Below are 13862 nucleotides of genomic sequence, written 5' to 3' on the forward strand. Positions count from 1 at the left end.
GGAACGACTCGTGACCAGGTATGCCCCCGGAACCCCCGCATGGTTCGACCTCGGCTCCCCGGACGTGGCCGCCTCCGCCGACTTCTACACCCGCCTGCTCGGCTGGAGCGCCGACGTCGTCAGCGATCCGGGTGCCGCCGGCTACACGACCTTCACCTCCGGCGGCGCGCTCGTCGCGGCGGTCGCCCACCACCAGATCGACACCCCCTACCACCGCCCCTACGGGCCCGACGGGCACAAGGGCATGCCCGCCATCTGGACCGTCTACTTCGCCACCGACGACGCCGACGCCCTGACCAAGCGCGTGGAGACGGCCGGTGGCGAGATCATCATGTCCCCGATGGACGTGCTGGGCATGGGCCGCATGGCCGTCTACGCCGACCCTGCAGGAGCCGCCTTCGCCGTCTGGCAGAAGGGCGCCATGGAGGGCGCCGAGGCCACGGGCGTCCCCGGCGCCATCGGCTGGGTCGAACTGGTCACCGACGGCGTGGCCGCCGCCCGCGACTTCTACGCCGCCACACTGGGCCTGACCCCCGTGGACGCCGGCCTGCCCGGCATCACCGACCCCGTCTGGCACCTGAACGGCACGCCCGTGGCCGGCACCCGCCGGCTGGGGGTCACCGGTGCCGTACGGCCGCACTGGGCCGTGGCCGTCGCCGTGCACGACTGCGACGCCACCGCACGGCGCGCCGCCGAACTGGGCGGCAGCATCGAGAACCCGCCCGCGGACACCCCGCGCGGGCGCCGGGCCGACCTGCTCGACCCGCACGGCGCGGGCCTCACCGTCATCGAGCTGGCCGAGGGCTTCCCCGCCGCTGCGGGGCGTACGTCATGAGCAACACCGGCGGCGCGCCCCGCGTGGCGGCCGACCCCTTCACCTGCCCGATGATGCCGATGCGCGAGAAGCCGCCGGTGCACGAGGACCTGCGCGCGGCCGGGCCCGTCGTCGCGGCCCGGGCCCCCGCCGGCGGCACGGCCTGGGTCGTCACCGACGACGAACTGGCCCGCGAGGTGCTCGCCGACCCCCGGTTCGTCAAGGATCCCGGCCTGGCCCCGCAGTCCTGGCACGGCGTGGACGACGGGCTCGACCTGCCGGTGCCGCAGCTGCGGCCGTACACCCTCATCGCCGTCGACGGCGAGGAACACCGGCGGCTGCGCCGCATCCACGCCCCCGCCTTCAACCCGCGCCGCCTCGCCGCCCGGGCCACCCGGATCGAGACGATCGCCCGCGCCCTGTTCACCGCACTCGCCGAGGAATCGGCACGCTCCGGGCGGCCCGCCGAGCTCGTCGGCGGCTTCGCCTTCCACTTCCCGCTGCTGGTCGTCTGCGACCTGCTCGGCGTTCCCGTCACCGACCCGGTCACCGCACGCGAGGCGATCGGCGCCCTCAAGACGGTCGCCCTGGGCACCGCCGACGAGCAGGAGGCCCTGACCGCCGACTCCAGCGCGCTGGAGAACCTGCTGCTGGACGCGGTGCGCGCGGCCCGCCGCGACGGTGCCGAGGACACCATGACCAGGGTCCTGTACGAGCGGTCCGTGGCCGAGTTCGGCTCGGTGACCGACGAGCAGCTCGTGCACATGGTCACGGGACTGATCTTCGCCGGGCACGACACCACCGGCTCCTTCCTCGGCTTCCTGCTCGCCGAAGTGCTCGCCGGACACCTGCCGGCGGACGCCGGCGACGAGGAGGTGGCCGCCTTCGTCGACGAGACCCTGCGCCACCACCCGCCCGTGCCCTACACCCTGTGGCGGTTCGCGGCCACCGACGTGACGCTCGGCGGGCTCGAACTGCCGCGCGGCGCACCGGTCCTCGTGGACATCGAGGGCATCAACACCGACGCCCGCCTGCACCCCGACCCGCACGCGCTGGACCCGCAGCGCCCCTCCCGCCGCCGGATGACCTTCGGCGACGGCCCGCACTACTGCATCGGCGAGCAGCTCGCCCTGCTGGAGTCGCGGACGATGATCGGCGTCCTGCGCCGCGACTTCCCCGCCGCCCGCCTGGCCGTCCCCTTCGACGAGCTGCGCTGGCACCGCGAGGGTTCCCAGACGGCCCGGCTCACGGAGCTGCCCGCCTGGCTGCGCTGAGGTGCCCGGGACCGCTCGCAGGCCACGCGCCGTGAGCGGTCCCCGGCATGCCCGCAGGACCGGTGACCAATGCACGGACCCGCGTGAGGAATTCATGCCGGGAAGTGCCGGACTCACTTTCGCTCCGGTAATTCCCCTGGAAAGATATAGGCGTTGGAGACGCCGTCGGAATATTAGCCTCCGGCGCGCCGGAAGACAATTACTCTCCAGCGGCTGCCCCACCGGGACGCCACAAAGGAGCACCGGCCATGCAGATCGACATGTTGGGCCCGCTCGTCGCCCACGAGAACGGCATACTCGTCACCCCGATCGCCCGGAAACCCCGCCAGGTCTTCTCACTGCTCGCCCTGCACGCAGGGGCCGTCGTCAAAGTGCCCGCCCTCATCGAGGAACTGTGGGGCACCCGCCCCCCGGCGAGCGCGCTGACCACCCTGCAGACCTACATCCTGCAGGTGCGCCGCGGCATCACCGTCGCGCTCGGCGCCAGCCACAACGGCCCCGCCAAGGATGTGCTGCGCACCTGCTACGGCGGCTACGTCCTGGACGTCGACCCGGCCAACACCGACGTCCACGCCTACGAACGGCTCGTCGAGGCCGGCAGGCAGGCCGCCGAGGAGGGCGACCTCGAGGCCGCCTCCGCCCTGCAGGCCCGGGCCCTGGGCCTGTGGCGCGGGGACGCCCTGGTCGACGTGCACGCCGGCATGCGCATCGAGATGGAGGTCGCCCGGCTCGAGGAGAGCCGGCTGGGCGTGCTGGAGGCCCATCTGGAGACCGAGCTGCGGCTCGGCCGGCACGCCGGCCTGCTGCCGGAGCTGTCGGCGCTGACCGCCCGCCATCCCATGCACGAGAACCTCTGGGCCCTGTTCATGGTCGCGCTGCACCGCTCCGGGCGCACCAGCCAGGCCCTGGAGGCGTTCATCAAACTGCGCCGGACCCTCGTGCGGGAGCTCGGCGTCGAGCCCTCCGCGCGGCTGCAGAACCTGCAGCACGCCATTCTGCGCGCGGATCCCGAAATCGATGCCGTCGGCGCCGGAATACCCACGGCCGCCGGCCTGGGCGTATAGGGGAGTCCCATGTCCACGTACGTCTGGCAATACCTCGACGAATATCGTGCGGAACGCGCCGACATCCTCGACGCGGTGGAAACCGTTTTCGACTCCGGCCGGCTCGTCCTCGGCGAGAGCGTCGCCGGATTCGAGCGCGAATTCGCCGCCTACCACGGCCTGCCGTACTGCACCGGCGTCGACAACGGCACCAACGCCCTCGTCCTGGGCCTGCGCGCACTCGGCGTCGGCCCCGGCGACGAGGTCGTCACCGTCTCCAACACGGCAGCTCCCACCGTGGTGGCCATCGACGCCGTCGGTGCCACCCCCGTCTTCGTGGACGTCCGCGAGGACGACCACCTCATGGACACCGCACAACTGCGCTCGGCCATCACCCCGCGCACCCGCTGCCTGCTGCCCGTGCACCTCTACGGGCAGAGCGTGGACATGGCGCCCGTCCTCGAACTCGCCGCCGAGCACGGCCTGAAGGTGCTCGAGGACTGCGCCCAGGCCCACGGCGCCCGCCGGCACGGCCGCCTGGTGGGCACCTTCGGCGGCGCGGCGGCCTTCTCCTTCTACCCCACCAAGGTCCTCGGCGCCTACGGCGACGGCGGCGCCGTCGTCACCGCCGACGAGGAGACCGACGCCCGGCTGCGGCGGCTGCGCTACTACGGCATGCAGGAGCGCTACTACGTCGTCGAGACCCCCGGCCACAACAGCAGGCTCGACGAGGTCCAGGCGGAGATCCTGCGCCGCAAGCTCCGCCGCCTGGACGCCTACATCGCCGGGCGCCGCGCCGTCGCCGAGCGCTACCGGCAGGGCCTGGGCGACGTGCCGGACCTCGTCCTGCCCCGGGTGGCCGAGGGCAACGACCACGTGTACTACGTCCACGTCGTCCGCCACCCCGACCGCGACCGGATCCTCAAGGCCCTGACCGCCTACGACATCCACCTCAACATCAGCTATCCCTGGCCCGTCCACACCATGACCGGCTTCGCCCACCTGGGCGTGGGCAAGGGCGCCCTGCCGGTCACCGAACGGCTGGCCGGCGAGATCTTCTCGCTGCCGATGTACCCCTCGCTGCGCCCCGACGAGCAGGACAGGGTCATCGGCGCGCTGCGCGAGGTGATCGCCGCGGGCTGACGCCCCGGCCCGCCGCGGCCCCCGCGGCGGGCCCGTCGGCCCCGTCAGATCCCGGCGCCGGCCCGCCACATGGCGTGCACCGAATCGCGCAGGTCCACCCGCGGCGCCCAGGACAGCAGCCGGCGGGCCCGGGTGATGTCCAGTCGCGTCCAGTCCCCGCCCTTGCTGTGCACCGGCGCATCACGGCGGTCGATGCGGTCGCGGGGGAACGCGGCGGCCTCGACGAGCCACTCGACCAGGCGGCCCACCGGCACGGCCTCCCCGCGCCCGACGTTGACCACCGTCCCGCCCACCGGCGCCCGCCCGGCCCGCACCACGGCGGCGGCGACGTCGCGGACGTCGACGAAGTCCCGCCGGGCGTCCGCGACGCTCAGCTCGATCCGCCCGCCGTCCGCCAGGGCCGTGCGCAGCCGGGCCGCCAGTGCCGCCAGGAAGCTCTCGGACGCCGGGTACGGGCCGGTCATGTTCGCCCCGCGCAACACCACCGCGTCCACCGCACCCTCCCGCGCCGCATCCAGCACCGCCCGCGACGTCGCCAGCTTCACCCGCGCGTACGCACTGACCGGGTGCGGCTCGGCGTCCTCGCGCAGCAGCGTGCCCGCAGGCACCGGGCCGTACTCGTGCACCGACCCCAGGTGCACCAGCCGTGGCCGGTGCGCCACCAGGGCCAGCGCCTCCAGCAGGCGGTGCACCAGGCGCAGATGGGAGTGGTGCATGGCCTCCTCGGTGTCCCCCCAGCCGCCCGCCGCGTTGACCACCACGTCGGCCGGCGGCCCGGCCAGCAGGGCGGCGATGCGCCAGGCCGGTGCGGTCGCGAGGTCCAGGGCGGTGAAGGACAGGTCCCGGGCGTGCGGGGCCGGGCGGCGGGCCACGCCGTGCACCTGCCAGCCCTGCGCGGCGTAGGCCGCGCACACCTGCCGCCCGACGCTGCCGGTCGCCCCCAGCACCACCACCCGGCCGGGCCCTGCGGCGCTCACGCCCGGCCGCCCTGCGCAGGCCACAGGGCCGCCTCGGCCTCGCAGCTCGCCGCGTACTGCGGCAGGGTGCCCGCGGCGCGGGCCTCCTCCAGGGTGGGCGCCACCCGGTCCCGGTCCGAGAACACCGGCCGGACGCCCGCGGGCAGGCGCAGCCCGAGTGCCGGATCCAGCGCCGAGACGGCGAGTTCGTGCGCCGGGACGTACTCGCCGGAGAGCATGTACGACATCACCGTGTCGTCCTCCAGCGCCAGGAAGGCGTGCCCGACGCCGACGGGGAAGTACATCGCCGGGAACTCCCGCGGATCCAGCACGACGCTGTCCCAGCGCCCGTAGGTGGGCGAGCCCACGCGGACGTCCACCACGAAGTCCAGCGACCTGCCGCGGGCACAGTAGACGTACTTGGCCGTCCCCGGCGGGGTGAGCGTGTAGTGCACGCCCCGCAGCACGCCCCTGCGCGAATGGCTGTGGTTGGTCTGCCGCACGGGGAAGAGCGGGTGGCCCACGGCCGCCTCGAACGCCGAGTGCTGGAACGGCGATACGAACAGGCCGCGGTCGTCGGGATAGGTCTCGGGGACGAACGTGAACGCCCCCGCCACGGCCAGTGCACGCGCCTTCATGCTGTCCCTCCAGGTCAGTGGGGTGTGCCCGGCGCACGGTGGCCTCAGGCCAGTGCGATGTCGCTCAGGTAGTCCACGCCGTCGACGAAGTTGTATGGGTGCATGAACCCGCCCGCCCGTACGTCCCGGTACATCCGCGCCAGCGGGTGGGAGTTGGCGTAGGCGATGCCGCCCACGAGCGTGAGGCAGTCGTCGACGATGCCCACGGCATCCCGGTTCACCAGCATCTTGGCGTACTGGAACGGCGTCATCATGGCCCGCCCGCGCGCCTGAAGGTCGCCGCCGAGGTCGTCGGCGAGCCGGTCCGCCTCCAGCAGCGCGGCCGCCACGGCGTGCCGCAGCCCGTACAGCCGGGCACCGGTCCCGGCCACCAGGGCGCGCACGGCCGCCGGCGCCGGGCCGTCGCGCCGGGCCGCCTGCGCCACGGCCACCTCGCGCGCGGCACCGGCGATGCCGACGTAGATGCCGAGCATGGCGATCGAGCTGACCGTCTGCCCGGCGAGCGCCGCGTCGTTGCGCCGGCCGGCCGGGCCGCGTTGCAGCACCGACTCCTGCGGCACCGGGCACCCGTCGAAGACGACGTCCACGGTGCCGGAGGAGCGCATGCCCATCCCGTCCCAGTCGTCCGTCACGGACAGCCCGGTGGCGGAGCGGGGGACCACGGGAGCGACCAGCCGCTCCGGCTCGCCCTCGGCGCGCCACCGGGCGGAGACCACGAAGTGCGTGGCGATCTGCGCCATGCTGACCAGGGTCTTGCGGCCGTCCAGCCGCAGGCCGCCGGCGTCGTCCGGGCGCAGGACGGTGGTGGTGCCCGTATCCTTGACCGCGCCGCAGATCACCGCCTCGCCCGTGCCCATCGCCCGCAGCAGGCCCTCGGCCAGCGGCCGGGCCCGCTCCGCGCCGTGCCGCCACTCGAAGTCCAGGGTCAGGCCCCGGCTGAACTGCATGTGCAGCGCCAGCGCCACCCCCGCGTCCGCCCGGGCCACCTCGGCCAGGGCCAGCGCGACGTCGTGCATGCTGCTCACCCCGAGCCCGCCCAGCCCGGCGGGCACGGTGGCGCCCAGCACCCCGTCCTTGCGCAGGCCCTCGAAGAGGTGCACGGGGAAGGTGGCCGTGCGGTCGTTGGCCGCGCACTCCGCCGCGATGACCGGGGTGTGGCGCTGCAGCACCTCGAGCAGGCGCCGGCCGGCTTCGGTCACCGGCTTGCTCAGTCCGCCGCCGGCAAAGGTCCTCGATTCCGCGGGGCTGGATTCCTCGGGCATGGGTGCCTCCGTCGCGACCGGTCCGTTCGAACGTCGCTGACCAGGCTGCGCGGGCGGCGTGGAGAGCCGCTGGAGACCGGGTACGACGGCCGTGGACCACCGCCCTTCCGGCCCCCTTCGAGCCGGAGCCGCTGAGCTGTGGGGAACCCTGACCACAGGGATCACGGGCGACCGGAGGGATCATGGAACCCCACGAATCGACGTGCCGCATCTGCGGCGGCCGGGTACGCGAGTTCTTCGACTTCGGCCGCCAGCCGCTGTCCGACTTCTTCCCCTCGCCCGATCAGGTGGACGAGGAGTTCTTCTTCCGGCTCGCGGTCGGCATGTGCGACGCGTGCACGATGGTGCAGCTGCTGGAGGAAGTGCCGCGCGACCGCATGTTCCGCCACGACTACCCGTACCACTCCTCGGGCTCCCAGCGGATGCGCGAGCACTTCGCGGACACCGCGCGCAGCCTGCTCGCCGGCGAGCTGAGCGGCGAGGACCCGTTCTGCGTGGAGATCGGCAGCAACGACGGCGTCATGCTCGACGTCGTCCGGCAGGCGGGCGTGCGGCACCTGGGCGTCGAGCCCTCCGGCGGTGTCGCGGAGCTCTCCCGGGCCAAGGGCATCCAGGTGCGCACCGCCTTCTTCGAGGAGGCCACGGCCCGCGAGATCGCCGGCGAGCACGGCCCCGCCGACGTGATCTACGCCGCCAACACCATCTGCCACATCCCCTACCTGGACTCGGTCTTCCGCGGCGTCGACGCGCTGCTCGCGAAGAACGGGGTGTTCGTCTTCGAGGACCCGTACCTGGGCGACATCGTGGCGCGCAACACCTTCGACCAGATCTACGACGAGCACTTCTACCTCTTCACCGCCCGCTCGGTGCAGGCCGCGGCCCGCCGCTTCGGCTTCGAGCTGGTGGACGTCGAGCGGCTGCCGGTGCACGGCGGCGAGGTCCGCTACACCATCGCCCGCTCCGGCGCCCGCCGCCCCACGGCGCGCGTCGGCGAACTCATCGCCGAGGAGGCCCTCGGCGGTCTGGGCGACCGCGGCACGCTGGAGAAGTTCGGCATCCGGATCCGGCGCGTGTGCGACGACTTGATCGCCCGCCTGCGCGAACTGCACGACCGCGGCTTCTACGTCGTCGGCTACGGGGCCACCGCCAAGAGCGCCACCGTGATCAACTACGCCCGCATCGGCCCGGAGCTGATGCCGTTCGTCCACGACACGACGCCCGCCAAGGTCGGGTGCCTGCTGCCCGGCTCGCACATCCCCATCCGCTCCGCCGACGAGCTCGGGCCCCCGTACCCCGACTACGCGGTGCTCTTCGCCTGGAACCACTTCGAGGAGATCCGGGTGCGGGAGAAGGAGTTCACCGACCGCGGCGGGCGCTGGATCCTGTACGTCCCGGAGTTCCGGGTCGTCTGAATCCGGGTCGTTTGAATCCGGGTCGTCCACAAGGCCGTACGAAGCGCCGACGCCACGGGGCGCGGACCGGGGGAGACCCGGTCCGCGCCCCGCAGGCGTTCAGCGCCCCGCAGCGCCGTCCGGCAGCCGCACCGACAGTGCGTGCCGGAAGACGTCCCGCGGATCCCAGCGGGCCTTCGCCCGCTGCAGCTCCGCGTAGTTGTCCCGGAAGTACAACCGGTGCCACGGCACGTCCGCGCACCCCAGCCGCGGATCGGCCAGGTCGGCGTCGGCGTAGTTGATGAACGCGCCCCCGTAGCCGCGGGCCGGGTCCGGCACACCGCCGGCGTCGGCGAACACCTCCCGGTAGGAACCGCGCACCCACTCCAGGTGAGTCGCGTCCTCGCGCCCGTCCCACCAGAACACCGACCAGTACGCCTTGAGTACCGCGTCCCGGTGCGCCGTCGCCGTCTCCCGTGGCCCGACGCGGTTGATCGCACCGCCGTGCGAGAGCAGGTACACCGCGGCAGCGGGGTTGTGGTAGCCGGAGGTGTCGGTCAGCCGCCGGTGCAGCAGCGCCGCCTGCTCGGCGGACGGACCGGCGCGCAGGAAGGCGGCCTTGGACTTGAACCGTCCCTTCACCCCGTCGTACTCGTCCGGGGTGAGCACCGCGGTCAGCCACGGCGTCGTGGTCGTCTCCACCTCCGGCCGGGCGGCCACGCCCCGGCCGACCTCGGCCAGGAAGGCCTCCGTCAGCTCCTGCGCACCCGGGCGGGTGGCGTCGGTGGCCGTCTCCAGGCTGATCGGCCCGCCCCCTGTGCGGGGCAGCGTCAGGCTGTTGTCGAGCAGGGCGCCCGGCCCGTCGGCACCCGCGTTGCGCTCGTGCCACGCACCGAAGTTCCGCACCAGCCGGATGAACGCCGCCTCGTCCACGTCCGCCCAGTCCCAGCGTGCCGTGCGGCGCAGGACGGCCGCCGGGGGCGCCGGCAGCAGGGTGCCCGGTGCCCCGTCCGCCCCCGGGGTACGGAACAGGTAGCGGGTGACGACCCCGAAGGCGCCGCCCCCGCCGCCGGTGTGCGCCCACCACAGGTCGCGGTGCGGGTCGGACTCCTCGCGCGTCGCCACCACCGACCGCACCCGGCCGAAGTCGTCGGCCACGACGGCCTCGATGCCGTACAGGTGGTCCACCGACAGGCCGTGGCGGCGCGAGAGCGCCCCGCCGCCACCGCCCGCCACGTGCCCGCCGACCCCGACGCCCGGGCAGCGCCCGGCCGGTACGGTCACGCCGTAGCCGAGGAAGAGGGTGCGGTACATCGCGCCGAGCGTCGTGCCGGCGCCGACGGAGAAGGCGCCGAACTCCTGGTCGTAGTACACGGAGTTCATCTCGGAGACGTCCAGTACGGTCTCGATCGCGGGATCGTCGACCAGGGACTCGAAGCAGTGGCCCCCGCTGCGCACGGCGATGCGCTCGCCGCCGTCGACGGCGTCCTGCACCGCCCGCAGGGTCTGCCCGGTCGTGGCCACCACCCGGATGCGCTCCGGGGAGGGGCTGAACCGGGCGTTGATGCCGCGGCCCGCCAGGTCCGCGTAGCGCGGATCGCCGCGGTCCACCACCACCGGGTCCGGCCAGGTCGTTCGCATCGTGCGTATGCTGCCGGTCAAGAGACGACGCCCCTTCCTAGTGCGCGTTCTTGTTGCGGTACAGGTGCATGGTCAGCGGGCCGAAGACGGCCACGATCAGGACGGCGCCGAGCAGGACCTTGCCCACGTCCCAGAACCCGGCGGTGCCGTGCATCAGTTCGCGGGAGGCGGTGGCGGCGTGGCTGATGGGGTTCGCCTTCACCACCGACTGCATCCAGCCCGGCATGGTGTGCGGGTCGACGAAGATGTTGCTGGTGAACAGCAGTGGGTACAGGGCGATCATGCTGGTGCCCGAGACCCGCTCCGGCTCGCTGGCGACCACGCCGAGCGCCGCGAAGATCCAGCTGACGGCGAAGGCGAAGACGATCAGCACGAGCATCGCCAGCAGCACGCCCGGCACGCCGCCCTCCGGCCGGAAGCCCATGGCCAGGCCCAGGGCGATGGTCGTCGTCAGCGCCAGGACGTAGCGCACCACGTCCCCCAGCAGGCTGCCGGCCAGGGTGGCCGGCTGCCAGAAGGGCAGGGTGCGGAAGCGGTCGAAGACCCCCTTGTGGATGTCGGTGTTGATCGAGGTCCCCGTGTAGACCGTCATCATCATCACGCTCTGCACGGCCACGCCCGGCAGGAAGAACTGCAGGTAGTCGCCGGTGGAGCTGGCGAAGGCGCCCCCGAAGAGGTAGGTGAACATCAGCAGGAAGATCAGCGGCATCAGCACGATGTCGATGAGCTGCACGGGGAAGTGCTTGAACGCCATGATCGCCCGCCACAGGTGGGTGACGGTCGCGGCCACCGCCGTGGTGTGGGCGGGACGTTCGCCCGCGGAGAGCACGGCGCGCAGCGCACCGCCGCCTGTGCCCTCCCGGGGGCCGGAGTACTGGGGGGACGTGGTCATGCTGCCTTCTCCTCACCGGGGTTGTGCTCGTCGGAACCGCCCTGACCGGCCGTGTGGCCGGTCAGGGACAGGAAGACCTCGTCGAGGCTGGACTGGCCCAGGGAGAAGTCGCGCACCTCGACCTTCGTGCGGGCCAGGGCGGCCAGCGCCTCCATGACCTGACGGCTGCCGGAGACCCTCGCGGTCAGGTCCAGCGGGTCGGAGCCGCGCAGGACGCCCACCCCCAGCTCCCGGGCGAGCACCTCCTCCGCCTCGGGGCGCCACTTCTCGTCCTCCAGCCGCAGGCGCAGTACGTCCGAGCCGACGGACGCCTTGAGCTCGGCGGTGGTGCCCTCGGCGATGACCCGGCCGTGGTCGACGACCGCGATGCGGTCGGCCAGGTGGTCGGCCTCGTCGAGGTACTGCGTGGTCAGCAGTACGGTCGTGCCCGCCTCCACCAGGGCCCTGACGATCTCCCAGACCTGATTGCGGCTGCGCGGGTCCAGGCCTGTGGTCGGCTCGTCCAGGAACAGCAGGTCCGGGGTGACGACGATGCTCGCGGCGATGTCCAGCCGCCGCCGCATGCCGCCGGAGTACGTGCGCAGCAGGCGGTCACCGGCGTCGCTCAGCCCGAACACCTCGACGAGCTCGGTGGCCCGCTGCCGGGCCCTGTCCCAGGAGTAGCCCTGCAGCCTGCCCATCATCACGAGGTTCTCCACACCCGTCAGGCCCTCGTCCACCGACGCGTACTGGCCGGTGACGCTGATCAGCCGGCGCACCGCGTCGGGCTCGCGCAGCGCGTCGTGACCGAAGATCCGCACGCTGCCGCCGTCGGGGCGCAGCAGGGTCGCCAGCATCCGGATCGTCGTGGACTTGCCGGCGCCGTTGGGCCCCAGCACCCCGTAGACGACTCCGGCCGGGACCCGCAGGTCGAGCCCGTCGACGGCCTTGGTGCCGCCGAACACCTTCTGCAGGCCCGAGGTTTCGATGGCCAATGCCGATCGCGTGTTCACAGCAGTCTCCCCAGGGGTTTCCGTCGGATCGGATCGCTACCGTAGACCCCATTGAGGACACTTCATGGCCGCGATTGCGGCGGCGGGCGGACCGATTCCAGCGGTTCTCGGCGCCTGCTCCAGCAGGGCCCCGGAGGCTGAGGGGCACCGGCCGAACGTCACAGGAGGTGCCCATGAGCGACCCCCGGGAACTGCCCGAGCATCCGGTGCTGGTGACCGGCGGCGGCCTCGGCGGGCTGTCGACCGCGATGTTCCTGGCCCGGCGCGGGGTGCCCGCGCTCGTGGTGGAGCGGCACCGCTCCACCTCCGTCCATCCCAAGGCGGCCGGGCAGAACCCGCGCACCATGGAACTGCTGCGCATCGGTGGCGTCGCCGACGAGGTCATGGCCGCGGCCGACATCCGCGGCGCACGCGGCGACTTCGCCATCAAGGTCGCCGAGACCGTTGGCGGCCGCGTCCTGCACACCTTCGCCGAGAGCTTCGAGGAACTGGTCGCCGCCACCGAGAGCTGCACCCCCATGCCCTGGGCGCTGGCCGCCCAGGACCGCCTCGAGCCGATCCTGCTCGCGCAGGCCCGCCGGCACGGCGCGAGCGTGCGTTTCGGCACCGAACTGACCGACTTCGCCCAGGACCGCGACGGCGTGACCGCCTGGCTGCGCGAGACGCAGACCGGCGCCGAGCACACCGTACGGGCCCGCTACCTGGTGGCCGCCGACGGGCCGCGCAGCCTGGTGCGCGAGAAGCTCGGCATCCCGCGGCAGGGGCTGGGCACCCTGGCCCGTTTCATCGGCGTCATCTTCGAGGCCGACCTGTCCGCCGTCCTGCCGCCCGGCTCCACCGGCTGGTACTACCTGCGGCACCCGGAGTTCACCGGCACCTTCGGTCCCACCGACCGCGAGGACCGGCACACCTTCTACGTCCAGTACGACCCGGACCGGGGCGAGTCGCCGCGGGACTTCACGCCCGAGCGGTGCACGGAACTGATCCGGCTGGCCGTCGGCTCGCCCGGGCTGCGGCCGCACCTGCTGGACGTGCAGTCCTGGGACATGGCCGCCTGGACCGCCGAACGCTGGCGCGAGGGCCGGGTGCTGCTGGTCGGCGACGCCGCCCGGGTCACCCCGCCCACCGGCGGGATGGGCGGCAACACGGCCGTCGGCGACGCCTTCGACGCGGCCTGGAAACTCGCCGCCGTGCTCGGCGGCGAGGCGGGTGAGGGACTCCTGGACAGCTACGGGCAGGAACGCGCCCAGGTGGCCCGGCTGGTGATCGACGAGTCGCTGAGCATCTACGCCCGGCGCATGGCACCCGAGCTCCTCGGCACGGTGCCCGAGGGACGCGGCACCGCCGAGGTGCTCATGGGCTTCCGCTACCGTTCCGGGGCCGTCGCCGCCGAGGACGACGACCCGGCCCCGGTCGAGGACCCGCTGCACCCCACCGGCCGACCCGGCTTCCGCGCGCCGCACGTCCGCATCGAACGGGACGGCGCCGCGCTGTCCACGGTGCACCTCTTCGGCGACGGCTGGGTGCTGCTCACCGGTCCCCGCGGTGCCGGCTGGGCGCGGGCAGGCCGCGCGGCCGCCGCCGGTACGGGCATCGCGCTGCAGGCCCTGACCGCCGGCCGCGAACTGTCCGTGGAGGACGGGGAGTTGTCCAGCGCGTACGGGATCGGGCCGGCCGGTGCGAGCCTCGTGCGCCCGGACGGCGTCGTCGCCTGGCGCACCCCGCACCCGCCCGGCCCCGATGCGGCCGACGCGCTGCAGGCCGTCCTCACCCGGGTGCTGTTCCGGTGACCACGGCCGGTCGGCCCGGTGGGCTC

12 protein-coding genes are annotated in these 13862 nt (G+C 73.4%); 6 read left to right on the forward strand and 6 right to left on the reverse strand.

All coding sequences use genetic code 11. From position 1 onward, the window contains the following. Nucleotides 1-10: 10 nt before the first annotated feature. From AB0K17_RS07215 to AB0K17_RS07230, 4 genes are all read left to right on the forward strand, one after another. A complete protein-coding gene (locus AB0K17_RS07215; RefSeq protein WP_365982396.1) occupies nt 11-835 on the forward strand; it encodes a VOC family protein in 825 nt (274 codons plus the stop codon). Continuing rightward, nucleotides 832-2088, forward strand: coding sequence for a cytochrome P450 (locus AB0K17_RS07220; RefSeq protein WP_365982397.1), 1257 nt, complete (start codon nt 832-834; stop codon nt 2086-2088). The genes AB0K17_RS07215 and AB0K17_RS07220 overlap by 4 nt, the downstream gene beginning before the upstream one ends. A gap of 248 nt (nt 2089-2336) precedes the next feature. Further along, a complete protein-coding gene (locus tag AB0K17_RS07225) occupies nt 2337-3152 on the forward strand; it encodes an AfsR/SARP family transcriptional regulator (RefSeq protein WP_365982398.1) in 816 nt (271 codons plus the stop codon). Nucleotides 3153-3161: 9 nt separating this feature from the next. Then, nucleotides 3162-4274, forward strand: coding sequence for a DegT/DnrJ/EryC1/StrS family aminotransferase (locus AB0K17_RS07230; protein ID WP_365982399.1), 1113 nt, complete (start codon nt 3162-3164; stop codon nt 4272-4274). A 44-nt stretch (nt 4275-4318) separates the two neighbouring features. On the opposite strand, the gene AB0K17_RS07235 is transcribed toward AB0K17_RS07230, so the two are convergent. The 3 genes from AB0K17_RS07235 to AB0K17_RS07245 are packed head-to-tail and all read right to left on the reverse strand — an operon-like array spanning nt 4319 to nt 7130. Next, on the reverse strand, nt 4319-5251 hold the full coding sequence (locus tag AB0K17_RS07235) for an NAD(P)-dependent oxidoreductase (RefSeq protein ID WP_365982400.1): 933 nt from the start codon (nt 5249-5251) through the stop codon (nt 4319-4321). After that, a complete protein-coding gene (locus AB0K17_RS07240) occupies nt 5248-5868 on the reverse strand; it encodes a dTDP-4-dehydrorhamnose 3,5-epimerase family protein (protein ID WP_365982401.1) in 621 nt (206 codons plus the stop codon). The genes AB0K17_RS07235 and AB0K17_RS07240 overlap by 4 nt, the downstream gene beginning before the upstream one ends. Nucleotides 5869-5912: 44 nt before the next feature. Continuing rightward, the gene (locus AB0K17_RS07245; protein ID WP_365982402.1) at nt 5913-7130 is read right to left on the reverse strand and encodes an acyl-CoA dehydrogenase family protein; all 1218 of its coding nucleotides are present in this window, start codon (nt 7128-7130) and stop codon (nt 5913-5915) included. Nucleotides 7131-7312: 182 nt separating this feature from the next. Here AB0K17_RS07245 and AB0K17_RS07250 point away from each other — a divergent pair, with 182 nt between their 5' ends. Then, entirely contained in the window at nt 7313-8542 is a 1230-nt protein-coding gene (locus AB0K17_RS07250; RefSeq protein ID WP_365982403.1) for a class I SAM-dependent methyltransferase, read from the forward strand. 99 nt (nt 8543-8641) lie between these two features. On the opposite strand, the gene AB0K17_RS07255 is transcribed toward AB0K17_RS07250, so the two are convergent. The 3 genes from AB0K17_RS07255 to AB0K17_RS07265 are packed head-to-tail and all read right to left on the reverse strand — an operon-like array spanning nt 8642 to nt 12046. Continuing rightward, nucleotides 8642-10162: an FAD-binding protein gene (locus AB0K17_RS07255; RefSeq protein WP_365982404.1), complete on the reverse strand. Its 1521-nt coding sequence runs from the start codon at nt 10160-10162 to the stop codon at nt 8642-8644. A gap of 37 nt (nt 10163-10199) precedes the next feature. Continuing rightward, nucleotides 10200-11054 (reverse strand): ABC transporter permease, encoded by an 855-nt coding sequence (locus AB0K17_RS07260; protein WP_365982405.1) that lies wholly within the window; start codon nt 11052-11054, stop codon nt 10200-10202. Continuing rightward, nucleotides 11051-12046 carry an ATP-binding cassette domain-containing protein gene (locus AB0K17_RS07265; protein ID WP_365982406.1) on the reverse strand — a complete coding sequence of 332 codons (996 nt, stop codon included), beginning with the start codon at nt 12044-12046 and terminating at the stop codon, nt 11051-11053. Before AB0K17_RS07265 ends, AB0K17_RS07260 begins: the two co-directional genes overlap by 4 nt. Nucleotides 12047-12219: 173 nt before the next feature. Here AB0K17_RS07265 and rdmE point away from each other — a divergent pair, with 173 nt between their 5' ends. Next, entirely contained in the window at nt 12220-13836 is a 1617-nt protein-coding gene (gene rdmE, locus AB0K17_RS07270) for an aklavinone 12-hydroxylase RdmE (protein ID WP_365982407.1), read from the forward strand. Nucleotides 13837-13862: the final 26 nt, after the last annotated feature.

The organism is Streptomyces sp. NPDC049585, from assembly GCF_040675615.1.
In the GTDB taxonomy this organism is placed as follows: Bacteria; Actinomycetota; Actinomycetes; order Streptomycetales; family Streptomycetaceae; genus Streptomyces; species Streptomyces luteosporeus.